We start from the raw sequence: 26,660 nt of genomic DNA, 5'->3' as shown, positions 1-26,660 counted from the left end.
AGCTTCGCTTCCGGGGCCCGGGATAGGCTAGAGCGGGCGCCTCTCAGTGCGGCGGCAGGATCACTTCGATTCCGAAGCCTGGGCCTGTTGCCAGGCTTGCCTTTCCGTGATGGGCGGCCGCGATCGCTGCGACCAGCGCCAGACCCAGTCCATGCCCGGTCGTCGAACGGCTGGCATCCGCACGGCTGAACCGCTCGAACAGGCGTGGCCGGGCCTGGTCGGGCACACCGGGGCCATCGTCGTTTACGGCCAGCCTCACTTCTCCCTCTTTCCGGCTGGCCGAGAGCTGGATCTGGGTTCCGGCCGGAGTATGCTGCAGGGCGTTGTCCAGCAGGTTCGATACGAGCTGGATGAGCAGGCGCCGATCTCCCAGCACGGTGATGCCGGGCTGCACGTCGATTTCAAATAGGTGGCCGCGCTGTTCGGCATCCGGGCGGAAGGTCTCGGCAAAATCCGTAAGCGTCGCACTCAGGTCGATCGTGCGGAAATGCTTGCGTATGCCGAGCCCCTCGACTTCCGAGATGCGCAGCAGCGCGGAGAAAATGTCCAGCATCTCGTCGGCCTGTCGGATCGCCGAGTCGATGGCGGCCGCCCGGTCGGCATCGCCGTCCTCCGCTGCCTCCTCCAGCCGGTGGCGCAGCCGGGTGAGCGGCGTCCGCAAATCATGGGCGATGTCGCTTGAGACCTGGCGCAGGTTGAGCATCAGGGCATTGATGCGGTCGAGCATCTGGTTCAGCGTCGTTGCGAGACGGTCGAACTCGTTGCCCAATCCGTCGACCGGCATGCGCTTGGCGAGATCGCCATCGATGATGGCGAGCGCGGCTCGGTCCATCCTGCGCAGCCGCGCGCGGGTCAGCGCGCTCAAGGTCCAGGCGCCCCCGAGCCCGAGCAACAGCATGGCGCCGACCGACCAGTCAAACAGGCCACGCAGGCGCCGATCGACCCGCCGCAGGCCTGCCCGATCCGCCCGCACAATCAGCAGCTTCCCGTCCGTCAAGCGCGTGGTCATCGCTTGGCCGACGGTGCCGTCGCGCGAGCGGAAGAACTCCTGATAGCCTGGGACAAGCTTTGTCTTCGGGTCCAGGTTGCCCGCCAGACGCTTTCCTGCGCCATCGACCAGCAGATAATCGAGGTCATTGGCGATCGGCGCTGCGAGCCGTCGGTTGATTGCCATGGCGATTGCCGCACCGCGGTCCGCGCCAGGCTCCACCAGCAGCGCGCGCGTCTCGATGTCGATGCGGTGATCTAGCTCCCGCTCGATCGCCTCATGCGTGATCCAATAGGCAATCCGTCCGATCGCCAGCGTGCCGAGCGTGAGCGCGATGCTGATCAGCGCCGCAAGCCCGAAGGTGGAGCGGCCGAAGCGCATCAATCCGCGCGCATCCGGTATCCGGCGCCGCGCACGGTTTCGATGGCATCCTGGTCGAACCCGGCGTTGAGCTTTGTGCGCAGCCGGCTGAGATGCGTCTCGACGATATTGGTGCGAGGCTCGAAATCGAGATCCCAGACGCGCTCCAGAAGCATGGTGCGCGTCACGATGCGTCCAGGGTGGCGCATAAGCTCGGCGAGCAACAGGAACTCGCGAGGCTGCAGCGCCACCTTGCGGCCGGAGCGACGCACCAGGCGTCGCTCGAAGTCGAGCTCGATATCGCCCACATGCATGCGGACGGGGTCGGCTTGTAGGAGGGGGCGACGCGCGAGCGCCTGAATTCGGGCGGCAAGCTCGGAAAAGGCGAAGGGCTTGACCAGATAGTCGTCGGCACCGGCTTCCAGTCCCTCGACCCGGTCGTCGATGCTGCCCATCGCAGTCAGCATCAGGACCGGCGTCGCGCAATTGCCGGTGCGCAGCATCTTGACCAGCGAGAGCCCGTCGAGCGCGGGCACCATGCGGTCCACGATCAACACGTCGAAGCTGCCGTCGGTGGCCTGGAACAATCCGTCACGGCCATCGGCCGCGGTCACCACGACATGGCCGCTTTCCGTGAGACCGCGCGCGACGAAGGCGCGCGTCTCGGGGTCATCCTCCACGATCAGAATACGCATTTCCAACCTCTATCGCCGTGCCGGCGCCGGATGCCAACCGCGCTTGGCTTCCGGGCAGACTGGCGTGACCGGAACAGGGACGCACGCAAGTATCCGAAGCCGAGGCTTGCATTGGCTCCTGGGAGAGCTTTTGCGCGCAACATTGGGATAACATTGGCAAATCCATACAACATCCCAATGTCGCGCTTTGCCGATTGGCAGGCGCGCATCGAAGCGTAAAGGCGAGCCTTAGTTGCGATCAAGTCGCATTAGCTTCGCAGGAAACGCAGATGCCGCATGCCATAGCGCTCACCGAAATCGCCATGCGCGGCGCAGCCGCCCGGCGGATTCGGGCCGCTGTCGGCGCGCCATCGGTGGCCCCTCGCGAGGCGCTCTGCGCTGGTGAAGTGATCAAGCGTCTGCGCGGACGGGGTACGGTTTCTGCGGCCGAGCTGCGGGAAGCGGGGATCTCGGCAGCCTATGCGAGCCAGTTGCGGCAGCGCGGAATCCTGGAGCGGGTCGCGCACGGCAGGTCCCGGCTGGCGCAGCGCTTCGACCAAATTCTTTCCTAGAAGCCATTGGAATAGGGGCGAAATCTTCGTCTTTATCGCTAATGCGACTTAGAATCATGAGTGACAGTGGCCCTTGGGCAGCTGTTGAGAGTTGAGCAAAGGGGGTTTCTTTTGATGACCGTTTCCGCCACGCGCACCGGCGCGTCTTTCCTCGCCCTTGCCTGTGTGGGGTTCATCGCTTCGTCCGCGACGGCCTATGCGGCCGAGAACGATCCCGCGCCCGCCAATGACGGCAAGGATGGCCAGGACCGCAGCGCGCAAGACCGCGAGCAGATCGTCGTCACCGGCGCCCGCACCGAACTGCAAGGCCCCAAGGCGACCGCGACGCTGCAGAATACGCCGCGTTCGGTGATCGTGCTGCCCAAGGACGTAATCGACCAAACCGGCTCGACCACGCTGGCCGATGCGCTGCGCACGGTGCCCGGCATCACCTTCGGTGCCGCCGAGGGCGGCAATCCGGTCGGCGACCGTCCCTTCATCCGCGGCTTCGACAGCCAGGGCTCGACCTTTGTCGACGGCGTGCGCGATACCGCCGCCCAGGCGCGCGACACCTTTGCGGTCGAGCAGGTCCAGGTCGTGCGCGGTTCGGACTCGACGCTGGGCGGCCGCGGTAGCGCCGGCGGCTCGATCAACATCATCACCAAGACCCCGCAGGCGACCAATTTCGTGCGCGCGAGCGGCAGTGTCGGCACCGCCGACTACAAGCATGCTTCGCTCGACGTGAACCAGTATCTTGGCAACACCATCGGCGTGCGCCTCGCGGCGATGTGGCATGATCAGGATTTCGCCGGCCGCGATGCGATCTGGCAGCGCCGCTGGGGCGTGGCGCCTTCGGTTACGGTCGGCCTTGGCACCGACACCCGCCTGACCGCTTCCTATTATTATCTAGAGACGCACGAGCTGCCCGACAGCGGAATTCCCTATCTCTACACGATCGGCAACGCGCCGGGCACGGGTGAGATCTATTCCGAACCGGCTATGGGCGACGTCAGGACGATCGCCGGCGTGACCGGCCATGTCGATCGCAACAGCTTCTATGGTTTGAAGAGCCGCGACTTCCGCGACGCCTATACCCATCAGGCGACGCTCAGGGTCGAGCATGACTTTGGCGGTGTGACGCTGCGCAACAGCAGCCGCTATAGCTATAACGAGCAGAATTACATCTACACCCAGCCCGACGACCAGCAGGGCAATGTCTACGGCACCAACGCCGCCACGCCCGCGACCGCAGGCGGGCTGGTCTGGCGCCGCAACAATACGCGCTACGGCTATGCCGAGGCACTGACCAACCAGACCGACCTGTTCGGCAGCTTCGAGACGGGAAGCATCAAGCACAGCTTTGCGACGGGTCTCGAGATCAGTTGGGAGAAGGCGCGCCGCGGCACCTATGTCACTGCGAGCGGCTCGACCATCAGCCCGCGCTGCACCCCGGCGGCGCTGGCACGCTTCTACTGCACCAGCCTGTTCAACCCGAACCCGAACGATGCGTGGGTCAACTATGCCAGCGACACCTCGACCACGGTGGTGCCGGTGGTGAAGGGCGGTCCGACGACCGAAATCCAGAACGACGCGCACACCGTCTCGGCCTATGCGTTCGACTCGATCACGCTGATGCCGTCGCTGATCCTGAACCTGGGCGGGCGCTTCGATCGCTTCACCTCGAAGCTGACGCCGGCGATCCCGGCGGGCAGCCAGGGCTTTAGCCTCGAGCGCACCGACAACATCTTCAACTGGCAGGCCGGTCTGGTGTTCAAGCCGACGCGCAACACCAGCCTCTATGCGAGCTATGCGACGGCGGCCACGCCGCCGAACAGCCTGCTCGGCGAGGGCCAGGAGGCAAACGCGCTGCCGACGACGAACACCAGCGCAAACCTAGCGCTGCTCGACAGCCTCAAGGTCGAGACGACCAAGAGCTATGAGATCGGCGCCAAGGCCGGGCTGTTCGGCGATCAGCTCTCGCTGACGCTCGCCGCTTTCCAGACCGATACCAACAATGCCCGCGCCACCGGCGAGGACAATACGGTCCAGTTCATCGGCAAGCGTCGCATCCGCGGCATCGAGTTCAGCTTCAATGGCAACGTCACCAAGTGGCTGAACGTGTTCGGCGGCTATACGCATCTCGACCCGAAGATCGTCGATGGCGGCTTCACTGCGCTGACCGCGCCGGCCGTGGTCGTGGGCGGTACGACCGTACAGGCAGCCAAGACCGTGCTTGTCCCCTCCGTCAACAATGGCCGCCAGGCGACGCAGACCGCCCGGGACAGCTTCACGCTTTGGGCGAACGTGACGCCGATGAAGGGGCTTAGCGTCGGCGGCGGCGCCTTCTACATGAGCCGGGTGTTCGGCGGCTATGCCGACAACCGCTCGGCGACCCAGAACGCAGCCGGCGTGGTGACCGTCAATCCGGCGACCAAGGTCCTGGTGCGTACCGTGCCCGAATATTGGCGCTTCGACGCCCGGATCGGCTACACGATCAACGAGCATTTCGATGTGAGCGTCAATGTGCAGAACCTGACCGACAAGGTCTATTTCCCGCAGGCCTATACAGCGCACTATGCGTCGATCGCGCCGGGCCGCTCGGCTTTTGCGACGCTCGGGATCAAGTTCTGAGCGACGATCTGCAATCGCTCTCCCCAGCGGAGGTTGCCGCCCGCCTCTCCGGTTCGCCGGAGGAGCGGGCGGCGCTGATTCAGGCGGGCGCGGAGCAAGGCGTAGCCGAGGCCCAGGCGGTCTGGGGGCAGATGCTGCTGGATGCGGGGGAGGCGCGTCAGGGCTTCGCGTGGTTCAACAAGGCTGCAGCGCAGGGCCACCTCATGGGACTCAACATGGTCGGGCGCTGCTATGACCTGGGTTGGGGCACAGCCATCGACAAGGTCCGCGCCGCCGAGTGCTTCCGCGTCGCCGCCGAGCGCGGCCTCGACTGGGGCATGTACAATTACGCGACCACGCTCACGCTTGGCGACGGCGTGCCCGAGGACAAGGGGGCTGCGCTTGCCTGGTTTGAGAAGGCGGCGGGACAGGGCAACGCCAAGGCAATCAACTATCTCGGCAGCTTCCATGAGGATGGCTGGGTAGTGGAACGCGACATGGCGAAGGCCGCCGGCTTCTATGCGGAGGCAGCCAGAGGTGGCGACTTCCGGGGCATGTTCAACCATGCGCGCATGCTGCTCGAGGCCGAGCGGCCCGACGAGGCGCGGCGGTGGATCGCCGAAGCCAGGAAGACGGCCACCCCGGCATTCACCGCGAAGATGCGGGGATGGCTGCTGGGATCGTCCTGGCCCGAGCTCGCGGAAGCGCTGGCATGCTAATCGCGATTCCGGAGCTGTTGGCGCTCGAGCAGGTGTCCGAGCTTCGCGCCATTCTCGACGCTGCGGATTGGGTGGACGGCAATGCCACCTCGGGCGCGCAATCGGCGCTCGCCAAGGACAATGAGCAGCTTCCCGAAGGGGGCGAGGCTCATCGCCGCGCCGGGGGGCTCATGCTTGATGCGCTGGGCCGCTCGGGGCTCTTCGTCGCCGCAGCGCTCCCGCTCAAGGTCTTTCCGCCCTTGTTCAACCGCTACGCCGGCGGCCAGAAGTTCGGCACCCATGTCGACAATGCCGTGCGCATCCAGCGCGGCAGCGATTTCCGCATCCGCTCCGACCTCTCGATGACTGTGTTTCTAGAGGATCCCGAGGCCTATGACGGCGGTGAGCTGCTAGTCGAGGGACAGTTCGGCGAGCGGGCGGTCAAGCTGCCCGCCGGTCACGCGATCCTCTATCCTTCGTCCAGCCTCCACCGGGTGGCGCCGGTGACGCGCGGCACGAGGGTAGCCAGCTTCTTCTGGATCCAGTCGATGGTGCGCGACGATGGCGCGCGGCGGATCTTGTTCGAGATGGATCAGGCTGTGCAGCGACTGGTCGCGACGCTCGGCAACGACGATCGTTCGGTCATCGAGCTGACGGGCGTCTATCACAATCTCTTGCGCCGCTGGGCGGACGCCTGACTTTCTCGGGCGCGCATCCTGTACCCCTCGCCATGGATCGTTTCGATTGGATCGATCTCGAGGTTCGTTCTGAGCCTTGAGCGCAGGTTGCTAAGATGCACGTTTAGGATGTTCGTTCTGGGCGCATAGCCGCGATGCCAGACACGCTCGACCAGCATGGCACGGGTGACGATAGCCCCGGCGTTGCGCATCAGCTCGGCGAGCAGCGCGAATTCGGGTTTGCCTAGATCGACCCGTCGCCCGGCGTGGAGAACGGCCTGACGATCGAAGTCGAGTTCGATGTCCCCGACTACGAGACTATGGGTCTCCGGCTGCAGCGGCGTGCGGCGGCGATGAAGCGCATGAAGGCGCGCCGACAATTCGGCGAAGCCGAAGGGCTTGGGGAGATAGGCGTCCGCGCCGGCATCGAAGCCTTCAATGCGATCCTCGACGGTCGCCATCGCAGACAGAATGAGCGCGGGTGTCGCGCACTTCTCGGCGCGCAGTCTCCGGAGGAGCGCCAGTCCATCGAAATCCGGGTACCGCCGGCCGATCACCAGCACGTCGAAATTCTCGGCGACCGCCGCGGTAACACTCGACCCCCGGCATTCGGCCGTCTCTACCGAGTCTCCCATCGCCGAGAGCTGCCGCGCGATCAGATTGCGCAGTTCGGGATCGTCCTCGACGACGAGAATTCGCATTGGGCTCTCTGGGTCGAGCTGGCGCGGCCGGAGGGGAGAGGGCCCGCCGCGTACCGGACGCAGCGGGCTCCCCAGGCCGTCAGAACTTGACGCGCGCATCGACCAGGAAGGAACGCGGCGGCAGGAAGTTGAACTGGTCTGCCTGACCATAGCCATTCTGGTAGCTGACGCCGCCCACCGTGGCCGTCGGCGCACCCGAGCTGCTGCTCGAGATTGCCGTGACCGCGCGGCTGTCGAAGACGTTCTGCACCGTGACACCGAGACGGAAATTGTCGCCGACGTCCTGGCTCATCGCGAACTGGCCGATGCTGTACGGCTTGATGCGATAGAGGCGCAGATTGGGATTGCCGCTGAACTCGGTGGCATATTGCGGACCGGTGAACTTCTGGTCGAACGAGAGCCGGAAGCCCTGGTTGCGATAGACGAAGCCCGCCGCCGCGGTGCTGAACGGCGCCTTGGCGATCTGGGCGCCGGTCGTCGTGCTGCGTGCGTAATTGTACGAGCCATTGGCGAACAGCGTGAGGCCGTGGACCGGCATCAGGCTGACCTGGCCCTCGACGCCCTTGTAGCGGACCTGGCCGATATTGACGAGCAGCGTGGTGTCGCAGCCGACGGTGGTGCAGGTACCGATCTTGTTGTTGACGTTGATGATATAGCCATCGACATCGACCGAGACTTTGTTGCCGTGCCAGACGGTGCCGACCTGATAGTTGGTCGTGGTCTGCGGCTTGAGCGCGTCGAGCGCGGTCGAGAGCGATCCCGACGTCGAATAGAAGCTCGACAGGTCCGGTACATACATGCCCTGGGCATATTGGGCGTAGAACGACCAGTTGGTCATCGCTTCCCAATTGGCGGTCAGGAACGGAAGCGTCTTGGTCCAGGTCGCGCTGGTGTTGATCTGCCCGCGCGACTTCTGGTTGACGAGCGCATCGACGCCGCGCGTGAAGTGGACGAACTTGACGCCCGGCGTGATCGCCAGGCCGTCGATCGGACGGATCTCGGCCTCGCCGAACAACTGATACTGGCTCCAGTCCGAGTGCTGGACATATTGGATGGACGCAAGCGAAGTCGACGGCAGCGCGTTCTGGGCGGCAGTGCCGTTGCCGTTGTTGAACTTCTCGTTGTAGCTCGGCGCGCCGGTGGTCATGTCGAGATCGAGAAGATGGCGGTCGGTCACGGCGTGCTCGTACCAGCCGCCGACGCGCAGCTTGCCGAAGCTGAAGTCATAGTTGAGCTGGCCGATATAGCCGAGCACCCGGTACTTGTTCATCTTGTCATAGCCGAGCACGTCGCCGGCCTTGGTCACCGCGACATAGGGCGAGGCGGCCGTACCCGCGCCGGTGAAGCCCGACACCACCGAGCCGGTGTTCCCGGACAGCGTGTTGTTGGTGTAGCCATACATGTAGACGCGATTGTCCATCGAGAAGCCGGAGCCCAACTCGCTCTGGAGACGCAGATAGGAGAAGTCGGTGGTCTTGTCGGTGCGGTTGTAGCGCCAATAGTCCATCGTCTTCGGGTCGTTGGTCAGGCCATAGTCCTTGCCGAACACGCCCACATTCGAGCTCGCCGCGCAATTCTCGCCGGTAAGCTGGGTCAGGGCCTGGCCGTCCGGGCCGACCGCCGCATTGGCGAAGCCCGTGATGCCCTTGGTGGCGCTGCCGCAGGTCGCGCCCTTGGTGACGTCGGACTGGTAGTAATGGTTGCGGTTCCAGGTGCTCATCACCGTGAGTGTGTTCGAGGTCCCGATCGGGACGACCGCCTTGCCGTAGAGATTCTTGCCAGCGACCGGCGAGTAGGTCAGCGCGCCGTCCGATTGCATGATCTGGCCGGTCAGCACGATACGGGTGCCGCCGAGGCTCTGGATCGCGCCGCTCTGGAATTCGGCGCGGCCGATGAACGAGTTCCACAGGCCGGCGATCGCCTCGACCTGGCCGCCCATCTGGTCCTTCACGCCGCGCGAATACATGTTGATGTTGCCGCCATAGCTCGCCTGGCCGAGCTGGCTCGCATTGCCCGGGCCGCGGTCGACGACCACCGTCTCGATCGTGTTCGAGGGGAAGAAGGCCGTCGAGTGATGGGTCGGGTTGTTGGTGTCGCCGAACGGGATCGAGTCGTAAGTGACGTTGTATTCGCCGTCCTGGAAACCGCGGATCACTGCCTTGGTCTCGGCAAAGCCATAGCCATTGCCCGCACCGCTGATCGACACGCCCGGGGTAAGCGCGATCAGCTCGTTGAAGTCGGCGGCCGGCGTCGTGTTGTCGATATAGTCGCGGCTGACTGCAGATTGCGGCTGGGTGGTGGTGAGCGACGCAGTGAGCGGTGCGCTCTCCGCGGTCCGCGAACCGGTGACGATGATGTCGGAGGAGGTCAGCGACTGCTTGTCATTGGCCTGGCCGGCATCGTTAGCGCTGGTCGACTTGGCATTGTCGTCGGCCTGCATGGTCTCGGCAGTTTGTGCCTGGGCGGCGGTGGCGCTCGTGATGGCGGCGATGCTGCCGGCCACGAGCAGGGCGATCCGAAGGTTCTTCTTCATCTTGATAGTCCCCCCATTGGGTCTCTTCAGAAGGTCAGGAAGCGCGAATGGCTCAGCGCGCGAGGCGAGCCAGTTCGGCGCGAGCGGCCGCAACGCGCTGCGCCGCGCGGGGATCGGCGAGGATGCGCTCGGCTGCGATCGACGCGATCACATGGCTGGCCTCGGTGTCCGTCGGGAAATGCACGCCGCAGATCTCGCGGCTGAGCGCATAGTCGCGGGCGCGGTCGAGCACGGCCGCGGCCTTGGCCGGGGCGAGCGTCGCGAGAACCAGGCCGACCGAATAGCCGAGGGTCGAATGGCCGCTCGGATAGCTGCGGGTCGGCTTCTTGCCCTTGCCCGCATCGCAATTCGGCATGGTCGGATCGACGCCCCAGGGGCGGACGCGTGCGAAATGCTCCTTGTAGATGTTGGCAGCCATGTTCGCTTCGTTGTGGACGAGCGTCAGCAGTTCCCAGGTCGCCGGCAGGGTCTTGAGGTCGACGCCCATCACCTGATCGAAGATCGAGGGATCCTCATGGGCGTCATCCTGGCGCGCCTGCTCCAGGCGCTCGGGCGAGGTGGCGGCGATCAGCGCGTGCAGATAGTCGAGCTCGAGCTTCTCGGCCTGCGAGCCGCGCGCGGCCGGTGCCGGGACGAGGCCGTCCTCGGGGAAATCCGCAGGGCTCAGCAACTGGAAGGTTTTGGCCGGCTTGGGAGCCGGAGCGGTCTGCGCGTGGAGCGTGGCGGGGACCACCGCACAGGCGGAGGCGAGGAGAAGGCTGAGGGCAGTACGAAGCGACATTTATGGTCTCCCAATTTGGAATTGCGGATCAGGAATTGGCGGGGGCGAGGACGAGCACCACGAAGCTGCCGGGGACCGGCTTTCCGCGCTTGGCGCCGGGTTCCGGGGCTGCGAGCGTGGCGGTCGGCAGGTAGATGCGGCCGTCGCGTGGATCGATCGCGCCGGTCTTGGCGCCGACCTGGGTGGTGATCGTACCCGCGAGGCGGATGTGCGTGGCGTTCTTGACGTCGATCGCGACCAGCGTGCCGCTGCCACCGCACGGAATGAAGGCGAGGCCGCGGGCTTCATCGACCAGGACCGCATCCGGGTCGCCGCCGATCGCGAAGGTTTCGGTCACCTTGCCTGCGGCCGGATCGACCACCACCGCGACATTATTGGCGCAAGCGCTGATCAGTCGCTTGCCTGCCACCAGTGCGAGACCGGTGGGACCATCGCAGCCGGTAAGCGCAATTGTCTTGGTGACGCGGCGCGTCTTCAGGTCGAGCACCGCGATCACATTGCGGTCCTCGATGTTGATGAAGGCGCCGCCCTTGCCATCGGCCACGCCGAACTCGAGACCGCCGCCCACGGCGATCTTGCCGGCGAGCTTGTGCTGTTTGGGATCGACCAGCGCCACCGTGCCGTCGCCGGCATTCATCACCACGACCAGGCCGGTGACCGGATCGATGAACGCGGCGTCGGGCTTCGCGCCCGTCGCCACCTCGGCGATCACGGCACCGCTACCGGCATCGATGAAGCGCGTCAGGCCGGTCTCGCCATCCGTCTCGACCAGTTCCTTCGAGCCGGGAAGGGGGAGCACGGCATGACCGCGATGCGCGCTCGCCAGGGCCGGCGTGACTCGCTTGGTGGCGAGATCCAGGGCCATCACCGCATCGGTACGCGCAACATAGAGTCGGTTGGTCGCCGGATCGACGCTGGCGAAGTCCCAGCCGCCGTCCGCGCCCGGAATTCGGTTCTCGATCTGATAGTTGACGCTGGTTGCCGACTGCGCGTGACCGAAATTGGGCGCAAGAATTCCTGCCGCGGCAAGCGCCGCAGCACAGCATTTCTCAATCATGTTTCAATCAACCCCAAAGTGAGCCGGCGATGTTACTCCGGCCAAGGCAGGGTCCGGCTAGGTTCGCCGGATGACAGTCGCGTGACTCAATGGCCCTTGAGGTCCCTCAATCGCCTTACATTACAAAATTAGAATGTGGCCGTGACTTCCGCTGACGGGAACGTCACCCGGATGATCAGGCCGGGCCGGGCATCGCCAAGCGAGACCTCTGCGTCATGGAAGCCCGCGATCGCCGCGACCAGCGCCAGGCCCAATCCGTGCCCCGGCGTAGTGCGGCTGCGCTCGAGCCGGACGAACCGGCGAAGGACCTCCTGGCGCTCGCTTGCCGGAATCCCCGGACCATCATCCCGAACCGCCAGCACGACCGTGTCGCCCTCTTTCCGAAGCGACACCTGGGTGGTGCTGTGCTCGGGCGTGTGCAGCTGGGCATTTTCGATCAGATTGACGACGAGCTGGTTGAACAGGTCGGCATCGCCGCGGATCGTGCAGGGTTCGCAAGCCTCCAGCACGAGCAGACGGCTATTGTCCGCGAATGCTGGCACGTAGGATTCGACCACATCCTCGACGAGCGGGCCGAGCGCGATCTCGGCCACCTTGGGGCGCCGCCGGCCCGCCTGGATTTCGCCGATCCTGAGCAGTGCCGCGAAGAGTGACAACACGCCGTCGCATTCACGGTCGGCCGCTGCGATCAGCGCGATACGCTCGGCCTCGCCCAGTTCTTCCTCGGCCGCCTGGCGCAGCGTCGCCTGCAGTCGGGTCAGCGGGGTTCGCAGGTCATGGGCGATATCGCTCGAAACCTGGCGCAGATTGTCCATCAGCGCCTCGATCCGGTCGAGCATCCGGTTGAAGGTGCGGGCCTGGTCGGCGAAGGTACCGCCGAGCGTGTCGATCGGCACGCGGCGGGAATAGTCGCCGGCGATAATCGCGCTCGCGGTGGTGCCGATCGCGGCAAGGCGTGCGGCGATCAGCCGGCCAAGTAGCAGGCTGGCGAGGAAGCCGGCGGCGGCGGACAGGGCCAGGGCGATGCCGAACAGCGGCCACAGGATCTTGCCCAGGTCTTCGATCGATTCACTCTCGGCGACGATGGTCAGCCGGCCACCATCGCCTAGGACGATGTGCAGGGCGCGCGCCGGCTCCCAGACTTCGCCGGGCTGACGGAACATGATGCTGCGCACGCCGTCGCGGCCGATGCGTATCTCGGCGGTGCCCGCCACGACCTTGCCCCGGCCGTCGAGCAGGCGATGCCCGATGCTGCTGATCTCCCGCCGCGCGGCGCGCTCGCGAATCCGTATCGCGACGTCCGCGGTGCCCGGCGGCCGCTCGCCGACCGGCGCCAGCAGGCGCAAGCGTTCGCGTTCGATGCGCGCGTCCTGCACCCGGTCGAACGCTAATCCGGCGGCGGCATAGAGCGCGGCGCCGATCGCCACCGAGCCAAGCGCGAAGATCAGGCCGAACAGCCCAGAGAGGCCGCTAACGCTGCGCGGCCGCAGCCATGCCTGCATCATGCGGCGCGCAGAATATAGCCGAAGCCGCGCGCGGTCTCGATCGGATCGGAGTCGCCATGCACGACGAGCTTCGAGCGCAGCCGGCTCATATTGCTCTCGATGATGTTGGTCGACGGCTCGAAGGAATAGCCCCACACCGCCTCGATCAGCATCTTGCGGGTGACGGGGCGGCCGGCGTTGCGCATCAGCTCGGCGAGCAATGCGAACTCCTTCTTGTTGAGATAGAGCGGCTTGCCGCCGCGCCAGGCTCGGAAGGTCGTCAGGACGATCTCCAGGTCGCCGGCACGCAGCACATCGCCACGGTCGCCGCCACCGCGCCGCACGATCGCGTTCAGCCGCGACACGACCTCGACCAGGCTGAACGGCTTGACCAGATAGTCGTCAGCGCCGGCATCGAGCCCTTCGATCCGGTCTTCGAGCGTGCCGAGTGCGCTCAACATCAGCACCGGCACGTCGCGCGGCTTGCGGCGCAGCACTTCCATCCCGTCCAGCCGGGGCAGCATGCGGTCGAGCACCATCGCATCGAAGCGACGCTCGCCCAGATGGGACAGCGCTTCCTCGCCCGATGCGGCGATCTCGCACTCGAGCCCGTGCTGGCTGAGGCCGCGCTCCAGATAGGTCGCGATCCCTCCGTCATCCTCGACGATCAATATCTTCATGACAGGCGATATCCTTCGCGAAGCGTCTTGCGAGATTTTTGTGACAGCTTGGCTGAACTGCCGCTCCGGGGGCCCGCCGCGGGCGAAGATTGCAAACTTAGAATGTTTCGCCCCCTTATCTGCCGGCGGCGACTGAACCATAAGCCCGCCCGACCATCAGGATTGGAGTGAAGATGACGTCGGTGCCACGCGGGCCCGGGCGACGCCTGGAGCGCGCCCTGTTCCTTTGCCTTGCTTCCGCCCCGCTCGCGCTTGCCGCGGGCGAGGCGCAGGCACAGGATTCGTCTCCGCAGGACGTGCAGGACGATCAGGAGATCGTCGTCACCGCGCCAGGGTTGCGCGGATCGGTCGAAGGACCGATCGCGCCCGAAATCTCGGTCGACGCGAACGCGATCACGGCCATGGGTTCCAGTACGTTGGCGGACGTTATCGCGCAGCTCGCGCCGCAGACGGGCGGCACCCAGGGGCGCCCGGGCGGCGGCAGCGTGGTGTTGCTCAACGGGCGCCGCATCTCCTCGATCGGCGAGGTTCGCAACCTGCCGCCCGAAGCGGTGGCCCGCGTCGAAGTGCTTCCCGAGGAGGCGGCGATCCGCTTCGGCTATGCCGCGCACCAGAAGGTGATCAACGTCGTCCTGCTGCCCAGCTTCGCATCCGAGACCGGCGAGCTCGAGGACCGGGTGACCGAGGCGACCACGCGCAACGACTTCAACACCGAGATGAACCTTGTCCGCATCGCGGGCGACAATCGCATCACCGCCAATCTCCAATATCAGATCGGCGACGATGTGACCGAGGCGCAGCGCGGCATTGCCGGCGCCACACCGCTGCGCACCCTGGTCCCGATGACCCGCCAGTTCACCATCGACGGCGTCTATGCCCGAGCGCTGGATGGCGGCATGGGGGTGACCGGCAATGCGAGCTACGACCATTTGAATTCCCGCGCCCTGTTGGGGGCGATGCAATCCGATCCGTCGCGAGCGCTCGCTCGTGTAACCACGACGGACACGGGCCATGCCGGGGGCGTGCTGAACGGCACGCTTGCCGGCTGGACCTGGTCGCTCACCTCGAACGGCGATCATGTCGCCACCACCATTCGTACCGGTGCCGATGGCGCCATGCCTGCGCGCAGCAGCCGCGGCGTGGACGACCTGCTTGCACTCGACGCGGTCGCCAGCGACGCGCTGTTCCGCATGCCTGCCGGCAAGGCCAATCTGAGTGTCCAAGCGGGCGGGAGCGGCGAGCGGCTCGCGGCGCGCGACGAAGACGGCCTCACCCGCCGGCTTACCCGGCGCATGTTCAGCGGCCAGCTGGCGCTCGACTTGCCGCTGCTCAGCGACCGTAGCCCGGTCGGCGAGGTCTCGGCGGGCGTCAACATGGCGCTGCACGACTATTCCGATGCCTCGGCACCACTCGACCGCGGCTGGACCGTGAGCTGGACACCGCGCGAGCCTTTGTCCGTGTTGATCGCGGGCAGCCGTGAGGCCGCGCTGCCGACGATCCGCCAGCTCGGCGACCCGATCACCGCGACGCCGGATGTCCGCTTCTACGACTATGGGACAGCTCAGACCGTCACGGCCGCCCGGCTCGATGGCGGCGATCCCACGCTGCGCCACGACGTCCGCAGCCTGTTCAAGCTCGAGGCGACGCTCAAGCCGAACAAGCGCTGGTCGATGATCGCGACCTATACCGACGCGACCACCCGCGATGCGATCCTGATGTTCCCCGGTATCTCGTCGGCGCTCGAGTCGGCCTTTCCCGATCGGGTGCGGCGCGATGGCACCGGCGCGATCATCAGCGTGGATGCTCGGCCGCTCAACATCGCGCGCGAGGTGCGGCAAGACCTGCGCTTCGGCATCAACTTCAGCAAGTCCTGGAGCGGGGCTGCCGGCCCGAAGCTCCCCGGCGGTGGCAGCTTTGGCGGCAACCATTATTTCGGATCGGGGAGCACGACACTCCAGTTCGCGGTCTATGACACCTGGCACCTAGTCGATCGCGTCGAGCTGGCGGCCGGGCAGGTGCCGATCGACCTGGTTGCCGGCAACCGGCTCGGGGAAGGGCTCCGGGTCGCTCGCCATGCGCTCGATGCGCAGCTCAGCGCGACCCATCATGGCTTCGGCATCCGCGCCAGCGCCAGCTGGCTCGGCAAAACCCGCGTGGCGCCCGGGCTACCCGGCGAGCTCAGCTTCAATGCACCCGTGACCGCGGGCGTCCGGTTGTTCTTCTTCCCCGAGCAGCAACCCGCCCTCAAGCGGGCGATGCCCTGGCTCCAGGGCTTCCGGCTGTTGCTGGCGGTCGATAATGTGTTCGGCAGTGCGGCCGATGTCCGGGACCGGTTCGGCGCCGTGCCGATCGCCTATCAGCGCGGCTATCTCGATCCGCTCGGCCGCGCCTTCCGCCTCAGCATCCGCAAGACGTGGCAATAGCCACCCCTATTGGCGCTTCACCACGAGGATATGGAAGGAGCCCGGGATCGCCGAGGGGCGTCCGCCAGCGGGCGCCGGCGCGAAGCGGGCGGTGGGAAGGTAGATCGTGCCGGTTGCGGGATCGAGGGCCGCGGTGCGTGCGCCGGGCTCGGTCGTGACGCGGCCGGCGGGGGTGACGGTGCCGCCGGCAAGCGAGAGGATATCGAGCACGCCCGATTTGCCGCAGGGGATGAAGGCGAGCTTGCGCGCCGGGTCGAGCAGCACTGCGTCGGCGCCTTCCCCGATATCGACCAGCGCGGTCATGCGCTTCGCCCGCACATCGACGATCGCGGCCTTGCCATTGGCGCAGGCGCTGATCAGGCGACCGTGCGGCGCATCATAGGCGAGGCCGGTCGGTCCCTCGCAGCCCGGCATGGCGATCGGCGCACCCGCGCGGCCCTTGACCGTATCGACCGTCTCGATCTCGTTCGCGTCCTCGTCATTGATGTAAAGCGTCGTGCCGACCAGCGCGCCATATTCGAGCGCCGGCTTGACGGGGATGGTCCGAGCGACCTTCATGGCGACGGTGTCGATCTCGGCGACGGTGCCGCTATCGGCATTCATGATGAAGGCGGTGCGGCCATCGGCGCTGAGGATCGCGGCATCGGGTTTCTTGCCTACGGGCAGGCTGGCCAGGGTCGCGCCGGACGCCGCGTCGAAGAAGCGGACCATGGCATCGTTGCCGCTGGTAACGAGCAGCCGCCCGCCCGCGAGCGGCACGGCGGCATGGCCCCGGCTGGCGATCCCGATCGTGCCGATCAGCTTGCCGCTGTCCAGGTCGATTACCGTCACGCCATCGGCCCTGGCGACATAGAGACGGCGGGCCGCCGGATCGACGCGCGCATAGTCCCAGCCACCGTCCGGCCCCGCAATGCTGCCGGTGACGGCATAGCGCGGCGCATCGGCCGCCGCGGTGGTGGAGAGCAGGGCGGCAAGGGCAAGGAACAAGGGGCGCATCGGGTTCTCCATCGATCGAAGGATCGGAACCTAGCGCCGCCGGGGTTCGCCCAGGATTTCCCCAACATTGGGGAAAAACAATCTGGGCTTCAGGGCAGGGGGAAGCGGAGCTCGATGCGCAGGCCGGGGCCGTTGTCTGCCAGGAGCAGCGTCGCGCCGTGCAGTCGCGCGATGGAATCGACCAGCGCCAGGCCCAGGCCCGCACCCGGCGTGCTCCGGCTGGTATCGATGCGGTAGAAGCGCCCGAGCACGCGCGAGCGCTCCCCCGCGGGGATGCCGGGTCCCGTATCGGCGACGGCGAGCCGGATCTGTCCTTCATGGTGCCCCAGCTCGAGCCGGATGCGCGTTCCCGCCGGCGTGTGGTGCATCGCGTTCTCGATCAGGTTGGTCACGGCCTGGGTCAGCAGCTCGACGTCGCCGCGCACGGTGATGCCGGGCGCGATGACTTCTTCCAAGACATGGTCCGCATCCTCGATCGCAGGCGCATAGATCTGGCCCAGCCGCTCGAGCATCTCGCTGAGATCGGCAGTGCCGAGGCCGGCCTGGGCGCCCCTGGCCTCCATCGCACCGATTCGCAGCAGGGCGCCGAAGATGCCGAGGATCTCGTCGATCTGCGCCATCGCACCATCGATCTGCTCGGGAAGCGGGGCAGGGTCGGCGCCGAGCTGCATCCGCTCCAGTCGCTGGCGGAGGCGCGTCAGCGGCGTGCGCAGATCATGAGCGATATCCGTCGACACCTGGCGCAGCCCGTCCATCAGCACTTCGATCCGGTCGAGCATCCGGTTGAGATTGGCCGAAAGCTGATCGAACTCGGGGCCCATGCCGATGCGCGGCAGGCGCTCGGCGAGACGCCCGTCGTTGATCCGGGCGATGGCGTGGTTCACCTGATCGAGCCGGCGCAGGAACAAGGTACCGACCAGCAATCCGCCCGCCAGCGCGAGCAGCGAGATCAGGATCCCGAAGGTGACGGTTGACAGGCGCAGTCCTGAGCGAAGGTCGCGCAGATCCGAAATGTCGTTCGCCACCACGAGCAGCGCGCCATCGGATAGCCGAGCGCCGAATGCCATGACGGGGACCTGGCGGCCCGACCCGCCCTCGTCCGAATCCCAGACCTCGAATTCGTGCCAGCCGGTCCGTGCCGCCGTTGCCGGCAGCGATCCCGCGAGCCGCGCACCTTCCTTGTCCATCAGCAGATAATGGAACTGGTCCTCGCGCACGGCGCGAGCATGCCGGTTCATCGTTGCGACCAGCTCCGCGCGTCCCCGAGTGGCGAACTCGTCCACGAGCACATCATGCTCGGCGAGAATGCCGTCGCCGGCCGCTTCGACCGCATAGGCCGAGACCGAATGCTCGACGATGGCGAGCAGGGCGGCGGCGCCGAGGGCGAATACCAGGGTGAGGGCGATCGCGAAGCGGAACGCTCCGCTGACCAGCAGCCTAGGGGTTCCCATCGAGCCGATATCCTGCCCCGCGGATGGTCTGGATCAGCTCGCGGTCGAAGCCCTTGTCCACCTTTGCCCTGAGCCGGCTCATATGGCTCTCGATCAGGTTCGAGCCAGGATCGAAATGGAAGGACCAGACATTCTCGAGCAGCATGCTGCGCGTGACGATCTCGCCCTGGTGCAGAAGGAGGTATTCGAGGAGCTTGAACTCCTGCTGCTGCAGTTCGATCTTGCGGCCCGCCCGCGTCACCCGTCGCTTGAGCAGGTCTATTTCCAGATCTGCGGCACGAAGCACGGTCTGGACGTCGGCGACCGGCTGGCGGCGGGACAGTGCGGCCACCCGCGCAAGAAGTTCGGATGCCGCGAAGGGCTTTACGAGATAGTCGTCGGCACCGGCGCGAAGTCCGGCGACACGATCATCGACTTCGCCCATCGCCGTCAGGAACAGGACCGGCGTCCGGACATCGGCCGCGCGCAAGGCGCGGAGAACGGCCAAGCCGTCGAGGCCCGGCACCATGCGGTCGAGGATCAGGACGCCGTAGCTTCCGGTGGTGGCCAGGAACATTGCATCGGGACCGGTGCTGGCCGTGTCGACCACATGCCCTTCCGCCTCGAGAAGCCGGACAAGGTGATTGCGGGTCTCTGTATCGTCCTCGAGGAGAAGCAGCTTCACGAATTCAGCCCATGGCAGCCCGGAAACGGGCGCCGCGACAATGCCGCGGTCCGTCGGTCATTCAAGTTGGGGATTCCCAATCTTCGCCTCAACCTCTCGCAATGTGGCTTCGCCTAAGACGATGGCGACAGGGGACAGAGGAGCATTTGACGATGCGAAAGACCAGCCAAATTCTGATTCTCGCGGGGCTTGCCGCCGCCCTGCCGATCGCGGCCGCCGCCGCGCCCGTGCAAAAGACTCCCAAGGCCAAGCTCACGCTGGCCCGCGCCCAGGCGATCGCCCTCAAGGCGCGGCCCGGCAAGATCACCGATCATGAGCTCGAAGCGGAAAAGGGCGGCAGCGGCCTGCGCTATTCCTTCGACATCAAGGCCGGTGGCAAGACCTATGAGGTCGGCGTCGATGCGGTGACCGGCAAGCTGCTGGAGAATGCGGTCGAAGGCCCGAACCCCGACTGACCGGGACGCAAGTCCACGCTGCCGGTCCCGACGCCGCCGCCTGGCCCCCTTGGCGGCGGCGTCTTCTCCTTTCCGCCGAGGTTTCGTGCTCCACGCCACCCGATCCCGCTTCCTGCTGCTGCTGATATCTGGTGCGCCGCTCGCCAGCTGCGCGCACTACACGCCGCTGCCGCTCCAGACCGAGGCGCCGCTCGCGCCCAGCCTTGCCGCCATCCCGGACCTGCCGGGTCGTGCGCTGACGGTCGCCGAGGTGACCGCGCTGGCGGTCTCGCACAATCCCGACCTGCTCGCGGCCCGCGCCAAGACGGGCGTGGCCGAGGCGCAGCTCGTCCAGGCTGGCGTCCTGCCCAACCCTAGCCTGACGGGCGCCTTCCTTCCCCTGTTGTCGGGTTCGGGCTCGGTCCCGGCGTGGAATCTCGGCCTCTCGCAGGACATCAAGGCGCTGATCGTCCTCAAGCCGAAGCGCCGCTCCGCCAAGGACAGCCTCTATCAGGTGCGCGCGGATCTGCTCTGGCAGGAATGGCAGGTGGCCGGGCAGGCCCGCCAGCTCGCGGGCGATATCGTCCTGGGCGAGCGGCTGCGGCCGATGCTCGAACGGGCCTATGAGCTGATGGCAAAGCGCTACGCAGCGAACCGCAAGGCGTTAGAAGCCGGCAATTCGACGCTCTCGACCTTGGCACCAAGCGCCGCCGCGCTTCAGTCGGCGCGTGCCGCGCTGCTTCAGCAAGACCAGGCCCAGCTCGCCAACCGCCACAAGCTCAATGCACTGCTGGGGATCGCGCCCGATGTGACGGTGCCGCTCGCCGACGCAATCGACCTGCCGCCCTTCGACCCTGCCGGGATCCGCGCGATGCTCGCCACGCTGCCGCAGCGCCGTCCCGACCTGCTCGCGCTGCGCGCGGGCTATGCCGCGCAGGACGAGCAATTGCGTGTCGCGATCCTCTCGCAATTCCCCGACCTGGTGCTCGGCGCCTCGGTTTCGAGCGACAACAGCAAGGTGGTCAGCGGCGGACCCGATGTGCAGCTTGGCCTGCCGGTGTTCGACCGCAACCAGGGCAATATCGCGATCGCCCGCGCGACCCGCGAGCAGCTCAACCGCGAATATGCCGCGCGGCTGGCCGGAATAACCGGCGAAATTGGCGGGCTGCTCGGCGAGCGAGACCAGATCGCGCTCCAGCTCGCTGCCGCCCATCATGATCTCGACGAGGCGCGCGCCGCGGCCGAGCGCGCCGCCAGGGCCTTTGCTGCCAGCACGCTCGACGAGCGATCGTTCGTCGATCTCCTCAGCACCCGCTTTTCCAAGGAACAGGAAGTGATGACGCTCGAGCTCGCACTGTTCGACCGCCAGGTCGCGATCCAGACATTGATTGGGGCGGGACTGCCAGCGGTCGATACGCTCGGCTTTCCCGATCCCGGTGTGGCGGGAGCGGCCCAGTGAGCGCGCGTACCGCCACGCTCCTGCTGCTCGCCGCCTCGCTTGCCGGCTGCGCCGCCAGCGAACCCGACAATCAGGCGGCGCCGTCGACCCAGGTGACCGTGACGCAGGCCCGGCAGGGGAGCCTGCCGACGCTGATCGAAGCCTATGGCTCGGCGGCACCCTCGGGCAACGGACAGCAGACGATCAGCACGCCCCAGCCCGGTCAGGTGGTGAAGCTGCTCGTGACTCAGGGCGTCGCGGTCCAGGCAGGCCAACCCCTGCTGGTCTTCGCCGTCGCCCCGACAGCGCGTAGCGCCTTTACCCAGGCTGCCGATGCGGTGAAGGCAGCGCAATCGCAGCGCGATTCCACTGCACAGCTTCTTTCCCAGCAGCTCGCGACCCGCGACCAGCTTGCCCAGGCCGAAAAGGCCCTGGCCGATGCGCGCGTGCAACTCGCTGCGCTCAGGGCAGAGGGCGCAGGCTCGGGGACCGTCACCTTCCGCGCGCCCTTTGCCGGAATCGTCGCGACGATGCCGGTGGCCGAGGGCGACCGCACCCAACCGGGAGCCGCGCTCGCAAGCGTGGCACGCAGCGGCTCGCTGGTGATCACGACTGGCGTCGATCCGGCGCTGCGCAACCAGGTACGTGTCGGCGCCGAAGTTCGTCTCGCCCGGCTGGATGGCGGCACGGCCGTGACCGGCCATGTCGTGCGGGTCGATTCGATGCTCAATCCGACGACCCGTCAGGTCGATGTCGACATCGCCTATCCGGCCGGCAGCTTCCTGTCCGGCGAGGCCGTGCGTGCCGCCATCGTCACCGGCCAGGCCCAAGGCTGGGTCGTACCGCACAAGGCAGTGACGATGGATGCCGAGGGCAAGGCGATGGTCTTCCAGGTGACGGGGGGCAAGGCGCATGCGGTGCCGGTGAAGGTCCTGGTCTCCACGCCCGAAAGCGACGTGGTCTCCGGGCAGGTCGCGGCCGGCATGCCGCTGGTCGTCGACGGTGCCTATCAGCTCTCCGACGGCGACGCAGTCCATGTGGGTGACGCCAAGTGAATTTCTCCAGGTTGCTGGCCAGCCAGTCGCGGGCGTTCGTCGTCGTCGCGGTGGCGCTGGCGCTGGCCGGTCTCGTCGCCGCGCTGTCGCTGCCGATCGGTCTGTTCCCGCAGGTCTCGTTCCCCCGCGTCGTGGTCGATATCGACGCGGGTAGCCGACCCGCCGACCAGACTGCGCTGATCGTCACCCGTCCGGTGGAGCAGGCGCTCCGCTCGGTGCCCGGCGTCCAGAATGTGCGGTCCGAGACCTCGCGCGGCGCCGCCCAGATCTCGATCGACTTCGGCTGGGGCCGCGACATGGTCGCAAGCACGCTGGAGGTCGATGCGGCCATGGCCCGCGCGGTCGCGGCGCTGCCAGCCGGCACCAGCTACAACGTCCGCCGGATGGACCCGACCGTCTTTCCGATCATCTCCTACGCCTTGGTCTCGGACAAGGATTCGCCGACCCAGCTACAGGATCTGGGCCGCTACCAGATCACGCCCTTGCTTTCGGGAATCTCCGGCCTCGCCCGGGTCGATGTCCAGGGCGGCGAGACGCAGGAGGTGCAGGTGCTCGCCGATCCGGCGCGGCTGGCAAGTTTCGGCCTGTCGATGGGCGATCTCTCCACGGCAATTTCTAACGGCAATGTGCTGAGCGCGGTCGGCCAGGTGCAGGATCGCGGCCGCCTGTCGCTGGTGATCGCCGATCACACGATCGCCTCGCCCGAGCGGATCGGCGATGTAGTCGTCAAGTCGAGCCCGGGGGGCGTGGTGCGGGTGCGCGACGTCGCCACCGTGCAGGACGGCATCCTGCCGCAATGGCTGCGCGTGTCCGAGGACGGCAAGCCTGCCGTGCTGTTCAACATCTATGAACAGCCCGACGGCAATTCGGTGCAGATCGCGAAGGAGGTCCAGGCCCGGCTTACCGGGTTCAAGCTGCCGCCGGGCGTGAAGCTCCTCAACTGGTACGACCAGAGCGAGCTCGTCACCCAGTCCTTCGCCAGCGTCCGTGACGCGGTGCTGATCGGGCTGGTCCTGGCCGCGATCGTGCTGCTTGTCTTCCTGCGCAGCTGGCGGGTGACGCTGGTAGCGCTGATCGTGGTCCCAGCCACGCTGATGGCGACGGTGCTGGTCCTGTCGATCGCCGGCATGAGCTTCAATATCATGACGCTCGGCGGCATCGCAGCGGCCGTCGGCCTGCTGATCGATGATGTGATTGTGATGATCGAGCATATCGTCCGCCGCGCCCAGGGCGATGGCTCGCCGCCGGAAGCGGAGACCGGCGAAGCCGCGATCCTTCCTGCCGCGCGCGAGTTCCTCGCGCCACTTACGGGCTCGAGCCTGGCGACGCTGATCGTGTTCCTGCCGCTTTCCTTCCTAACCGGGGTGACGGGGGCCTTTTCCAAGGCGCTGTCGCTCACCATGGCCGCGGCGCTCGCCATCTCCTGGGCGATGACCGCCTTTGTGGTGCCGGTGCTCGCGCGGCGCCTGCTGAAGTTCGACGGCAAGCATGCCGCGCATGGCAGCCATGAAGGCTGGATGACCCGCCGCCACGACCAGGCGATCGACGGCGTGATGCGCCGGCCCTGGCTGCTCGCGGTGGTCGCTGTGCCGCTCCTGGTCCTGGGCTATGTCGCCTATTCCAACGTGCCGACCGGGTTCATGCCCAAGGTCGACGAAGGCGGCTTCGTGATGGACTATTTCACGCCGCCCGGCACCTCGCTCGACGAATCCAGCCGGCGCATGGCGCAGGTAGATGCGCTGCTGCGCGCCGACAAGGATGTGGCGACCTTTTCGCGGCGCCTGGGCACCGGGCTGGGGGGCGATCTCGGCCAAAGCTATCATGGCGACTATTTCGTCCGGCTGAAGCCGAACCATTCGATGAGCGCCGAGGAGAAGATGAACGCGGTTGCCGAGGAGGTGGCGCGGAAGGTGCCCGGCGTCGAGGTCGAAGTCGCGCAGCTGATGGAGGACCTAATCGGCGACCTGACCGCGGTCCCGCAGCCGATCGAAGTGAAGCTCTATTCGTCGGATGCCGCCGTGCTCGGTCCGCAGGCCGAGAAGATCGCGGCGCTGATCGAGAAGATTCCGGGTGTCGTCGAAGTGAAGAGTGGATTGCAGCTCGCCGGCGATGCGATCGATGTGAAGATCGACCCGATCCGCGCCGGATATGAGGGCATCACCCCCGCCGATGTGCAGACGGCGCTGGACACGGCGCTGACCGGGGTTGTCGCGACGTCGATCCCGCAGCCGAGCAAGGCCGTGGATGTGCGCGTGCGCTTGCCGGGTGTGACCACGCTTACCCAGGACCAGCTCGCGCAGCTCCCGATCCGTGCATCCGATGGCCATGTCTTTCCACTCTCGCGGGTCGCTACGCTCGCGCCGGTAAGCGGGCAGCCGCAGATCAGCCGCGAGAATCTGGAGCCGATGGTGGCGGTGACCGGCCGCATCACCGGGCGCGGCATCGGCGCCGCGGTCGGCGACGTGACCAAGGCGATCGACCAGCCCGGCGTTCTGGCGCCGGGGGTGCGCTATGAGATGGGCGGGCTCTATCAGCAGCAGCAGATCGCCTTTGACGGCCTCGCCAAGGTGTTCGTCGCGGCACTGATCGCCGAGTTCATTCTTCTGCTCGTGCTATACCGGCGCTTTGCGATCCCGCTGATCATCATCGGCTGCTCCTTGCTCTCGACGACGGCGGTGTTCACGGCCTTGTGGGTCGCTGGCCTCGACCTCAACATCACCGCGCTGATGGGCATGACGATGATCATCGGCATCGGAACCGAGATGGCGATCTTCTACGTCTCGGAGTTCGAGGAACTGCGCCACCGCTTGCCGCCGCTGGCTGCGGTGCGCGAGGCGAGCCGCAACCGCCTGCGGCCTATCACCATGACGACGTTGGCGGCGATCCTTACCCTCCTGCCGCTCGCGCTGGCGATCGGGCAGGGCTCGGGGATCCAGCAGCCCCTGGCGGTGGCAATCATCGCGGGTCTGGCCCTGCAATATCCGCTCGTGCTGATAGCCATGCCCGTGCTGCTGCGCTTCACCCTGGCGCACGAGGAGCGGGATGCTGCGGAGCCGATGGCGGCGTGAGCGCCTGGATCGAGACTATCGTCGCGCAGCTGGGCTATGCCGGAATTGCCCTTCTGATGTTCGCCGAGACGCTGTTCCCGCCCTTGCCCTCCGAAGTGATCATGCCGCTCGCCGGCATGGAGGCAGGGCGGGGGAGCCTGTCGACGCCCGGCGTGATCGCCGCGGGCACCACGGGCGCCATGGCGGGCAATATCGCCTGGTATCTGTTGGCCCGTGCTTTGGGCGCCGATCGCCTGCGCGGCCTTGTCGAGCGGCATGGTCGCTGGCTGACGCTGCGTTGGCCGGACGTCGAGGCTGCCCGCCGGCGCTTTCGTAGGCATGGGGTGCTCTATGCCTGCCTGGCCCGGCTGGTTCCTACGGTGCGTTCGATCGTGTCGATCCCGGCGGGACTGTTGGCGATGCCGCTGCCCGCGTTTCTAGGCTGGTCGTTTCTCGGGACACTCGCCTGGACCAGTATGCTGACGTTCGCTGGCGCTTTCCTTGGACGACGATTTCCCGAAGTGCAGACACTGGTTGGCTGGGGTTCGATTGCCGTGATCGGGGCGCTGCTCGGCTGGTATCTGTGGCGGGTTGCGCGATGGCACCGTTCATGAGCGGCTGGAGGGGTCGGCCGCAGCTCGTCATCGCGGCCGTCATCGCGGTCGCTGCCGCCGCGCTGCTTGTCTTGCTGAAGCTGGCCTCGGAAATCCTGGAAGGCGAATTCGACGCCTATGATCGCGCGGCACTGATCTGGATCCGCGATCATCTCGGCGGCGTCGCCGGACTACGCGCCGTGATGCTCGATCTGACGGCGCTTGGCGACACGGCCACACTCCTTTTGGTGATGGCGTTCGCTGCGGGGCTTTGGGCCATGCTGGGCGCAAAGCGCATCGCCTTGATCCTGTGCGGGCAGGCCATCCTCGGGACGCTGATGGTCCAGGGCGTGAAGGCCGTCGCCGATCGCGCGCGGCCGGACGCCGTTCCGCACTGGACATCGTTTAGCGCGGCGAGCTTTCCGAGCGGGCATGCCGCGCTGTCGGCAATCGTGTACCTCACGCTCGCCGTTGTTGCCGCGGACCGGCTGCCGGACGTGAAAAGTAAGCGCTATCTGATGACCTGCGCGGTGCTGCTGGTCGTCGCCATCGGCATCTCCCGGCTGTATCTGGGGGTTCACTGGCCGACGGACGTCCTTGCGGGCTGGGCGTTGGGCGGAGGCTGGGCGATCCTAACCGCGTGGCTCTGCCGCCGTGTTGCCTAGGCGCTCGATGCGGAGACACGCTAAAGAGGAGCTGGCTCCCGGCATCTTCGAACGCCCGCGATCGGCTATTGACAATGATATGGTGTAACATATCAAGAAA

General features: G+C 66.6%; 22 protein-coding genes. 11 read left to right on the top strand and 11 right to left on the bottom strand.

What is annotated here, in order from left to right; genetic code table 11:
• Positions 1–43 precede the first annotated feature (43 nt).
• Both ACT3CF_RS16685 and ACT3CF_RS16680 read right to left on the bottom strand, forming a co-directional pair.
• Positions 44–1,369 (bottom strand): sensor histidine kinase, encoded by a 1,326-nt coding sequence (locus ACT3CF_RS16685; RefSeq protein ID WP_478424692.1) that lies wholly within the window; start codon positions 1,367–1,369, stop codon positions 44–46.
• The gene (locus tag ACT3CF_RS16680) at positions 1,369–2,043 is read right to left on the bottom strand and encodes a response regulator transcription factor (RefSeq protein ID WP_478424690.1); all 675 of its coding nucleotides are present in this window, start codon (positions 2,041–2,043) and stop codon (positions 1,369–1,371) included. Before ACT3CF_RS16680 ends, ACT3CF_RS16685 begins: the two co-directional genes overlap by 1 nt.
• A gap of 269 nt (positions 2,044–2,312) precedes the next feature.
• On the opposite strand from ACT3CF_RS16680, the gene ACT3CF_RS16675 reads away from it, so the two are divergent.
• The 4 genes from ACT3CF_RS16675 (at position 2,313) to ACT3CF_RS16660 (ending at position 6,579) form a co-directional block, all read left to right on the top strand.
• On the top strand, positions 2,313–2,594 hold the full coding sequence (locus ACT3CF_RS16675) for a type IV toxin-antitoxin system AbiEi family antitoxin domain-containing protein (protein ID WP_478424688.1): 282 nt from the start codon (positions 2,313–2,315) through the stop codon (positions 2,592–2,594).
• A 114-nt stretch (positions 2,595–2,708) separates the two neighbouring features.
• On the top strand, positions 2,709–5,204 hold the full coding sequence (locus ACT3CF_RS16670) for a TonB-dependent receptor (RefSeq protein WP_478424686.1): 2,496 nt from the start codon (positions 2,709–2,711) through the stop codon (positions 5,202–5,204).
• 131 nt (positions 5,205–5,335) lie between these two features.
• A complete protein-coding gene (locus ACT3CF_RS16665; RefSeq protein ID WP_478424684.1) occupies positions 5,336–5,902 on the top strand; it encodes a tetratricopeptide repeat protein in 567 nt (188 codons plus the stop codon).
• On the top strand, positions 5,896–6,579 hold the full coding sequence (locus tag ACT3CF_RS16660) for a Fe2+-dependent dioxygenase (protein ID WP_478424682.1): 684 nt from the start codon (positions 5,896–5,898) through the stop codon (positions 6,577–6,579). Before ACT3CF_RS16665 ends, ACT3CF_RS16660 begins: the two co-directional genes overlap by 7 nt.
• Here the strand turns inward: ACT3CF_RS16660 and ACT3CF_RS16655 are convergent.
• From ACT3CF_RS16655 to ACT3CF_RS16630, 6 genes are all read right to left on the bottom strand, one after another.
• Complete coding sequence (locus ACT3CF_RS16655) at positions 6,546–7,259, bottom strand: response regulator transcription factor (RefSeq protein WP_478424680.1); 714 nt, start codon at positions 7,257–7,259, stop codon at positions 6,546–6,548. The two genes, ACT3CF_RS16660 and ACT3CF_RS16655, sit on opposite strands and share 34 nt — an antisense overlap.
• 79 nt (positions 7,260–7,338) lie before the next feature.
• The gene (locus tag ACT3CF_RS16650) at positions 7,339–9,792 is read right to left on the bottom strand and encodes a TonB-dependent receptor (protein WP_478424679.1); all 2,454 of its coding nucleotides are present in this window, start codon (positions 9,790–9,792) and stop codon (positions 7,339–7,341) included.
• A gap of 52 nt (positions 9,793–9,844) precedes the next feature.
• Positions 9,845–10,573, bottom strand: a complete 729-nt coding sequence (locus ACT3CF_RS16645; protein WP_478424677.1) for a phosphatase PAP2 family protein — start codon at positions 10,571–10,573, stop codon at positions 9,845–9,847.
• 28 nt (positions 10,574–10,601) lie between these two features.
• Positions 10,602–11,630: a YncE family protein gene (locus ACT3CF_RS16640; RefSeq protein WP_478424675.1), complete on the bottom strand. Its 1,029-nt coding sequence runs from the start codon at positions 11,628–11,630 to the stop codon at positions 10,602–10,604.
• Positions 11,631–11,758: 128 nt separating this feature from the next.
• Positions 11,759–13,132, bottom strand: coding sequence for a sensor histidine kinase (locus tag ACT3CF_RS16635; protein ID WP_478424673.1), 1,374 nt, complete (start codon positions 13,130–13,132; stop codon positions 11,759–11,761).
• Entirely contained in the window at positions 13,132–13,794 is a 663-nt protein-coding gene (locus ACT3CF_RS16630) for a response regulator transcription factor (protein ID WP_478424672.1), read from the bottom strand. Before ACT3CF_RS16630 ends, ACT3CF_RS16635 begins: the two co-directional genes overlap by 1 nt.
• Positions 13,795–13,967: 173 nt before the next feature.
• On the opposite strand from ACT3CF_RS16630, the gene ACT3CF_RS16625 reads away from it, so the two are divergent.
• Positions 13,968–16,217: a TonB-dependent receptor gene (locus tag ACT3CF_RS16625; RefSeq protein ID WP_478424670.1), complete on the top strand. Its 2,250-nt coding sequence runs from the start codon at positions 13,968–13,970 to the stop codon at positions 16,215–16,217.
• 6 nt (positions 16,218–16,223) lie between these two features.
• Here the strand turns inward: ACT3CF_RS16625 and ACT3CF_RS16620 are convergent, their stop codons facing one another.
• The 3 genes from ACT3CF_RS16620 to ACT3CF_RS16610 form a co-directional block, all read right to left on the bottom strand.
• Entirely contained in the window at positions 16,224–17,213 is a 990-nt protein-coding gene (locus ACT3CF_RS16620) for a YncE family protein (RefSeq protein ID WP_478424668.1), read from the bottom strand.
• A gap of 89 nt (positions 17,214–17,302) precedes the next feature.
• Positions 17,303–18,664 carry a sensor histidine kinase gene (locus ACT3CF_RS16615; protein ID WP_478424666.1) on the bottom strand — a complete coding sequence of 454 codons (1,362 nt, stop codon included), beginning with the start codon at positions 18,662–18,664 and terminating at the stop codon, positions 17,303–17,305.
• Positions 18,651–19,328 carry a response regulator gene (locus ACT3CF_RS16610; protein ID WP_478424664.1) on the bottom strand — a complete coding sequence of 226 codons (678 nt, stop codon included), beginning with the start codon at positions 19,326–19,328 and terminating at the stop codon, positions 18,651–18,653. The genes ACT3CF_RS16615 and ACT3CF_RS16610 overlap by 14 nt, the downstream gene beginning before the upstream one ends.
• A 152-nt stretch (positions 19,329–19,480) precedes the next feature.
• Between ACT3CF_RS16610 and ACT3CF_RS16605 the strand changes: the two genes are divergently transcribed.
• From ACT3CF_RS16605 to ACT3CF_RS16580, 6 genes are all read left to right on the top strand, one after another.
• Entirely contained in the window at positions 19,481–19,783 is a 303-nt protein-coding gene (locus ACT3CF_RS16605) for a PepSY domain-containing protein (RefSeq protein WP_478424662.1), read from the top strand.
• An 85-nt stretch (positions 19,784–19,868) separates the two neighbouring features.
• A complete protein-coding gene (locus ACT3CF_RS16600; protein ID WP_478424660.1) occupies positions 19,869–21,221 on the top strand; it encodes a TolC family protein in 1,353 nt (450 codons plus the stop codon).
• Entirely contained in the window at positions 21,218–22,255 is a 1,038-nt protein-coding gene (locus ACT3CF_RS16595) for an efflux RND transporter periplasmic adaptor subunit (RefSeq protein WP_478424659.1), read from the top strand. Before ACT3CF_RS16600 ends, ACT3CF_RS16595 begins: the two co-directional genes overlap by 4 nt.
• Positions 22,252–25,323 carry an efflux RND transporter permease subunit gene (locus tag ACT3CF_RS16590; RefSeq protein ID WP_478424657.1) on the top strand — a complete coding sequence of 1,024 codons (3,072 nt, stop codon included), beginning with the start codon at positions 22,252–22,254 and terminating at the stop codon, positions 25,321–25,323. The genes ACT3CF_RS16595 and ACT3CF_RS16590 overlap by 4 nt, the downstream gene beginning before the upstream one ends.
• Positions 25,320–25,916: a DedA family protein gene (locus ACT3CF_RS16585; RefSeq protein WP_478424655.1), complete on the top strand. Its 597-nt coding sequence runs from the start codon at positions 25,320–25,322 to the stop codon at positions 25,914–25,916. The genes ACT3CF_RS16590 and ACT3CF_RS16585 overlap by 4 nt, the downstream gene beginning before the upstream one ends.
• Complete coding sequence (locus tag ACT3CF_RS16580; protein WP_478424653.1) at positions 25,913–26,560, top strand: phosphatase PAP2 family protein; 648 nt, start codon at positions 25,913–25,915, stop codon at positions 26,558–26,560. The genes ACT3CF_RS16585 and ACT3CF_RS16580 overlap by 4 nt, the downstream gene beginning before the upstream one ends.
• The last annotated feature ends 100 nt before the right edge of the window (positions 26,561–26,660 follow it).

The organism is Sphingomonas chlorellae, from assembly GCF_056485145.1.
This window is presented reverse-complemented; position numbering and strand designations above follow the sequence as displayed.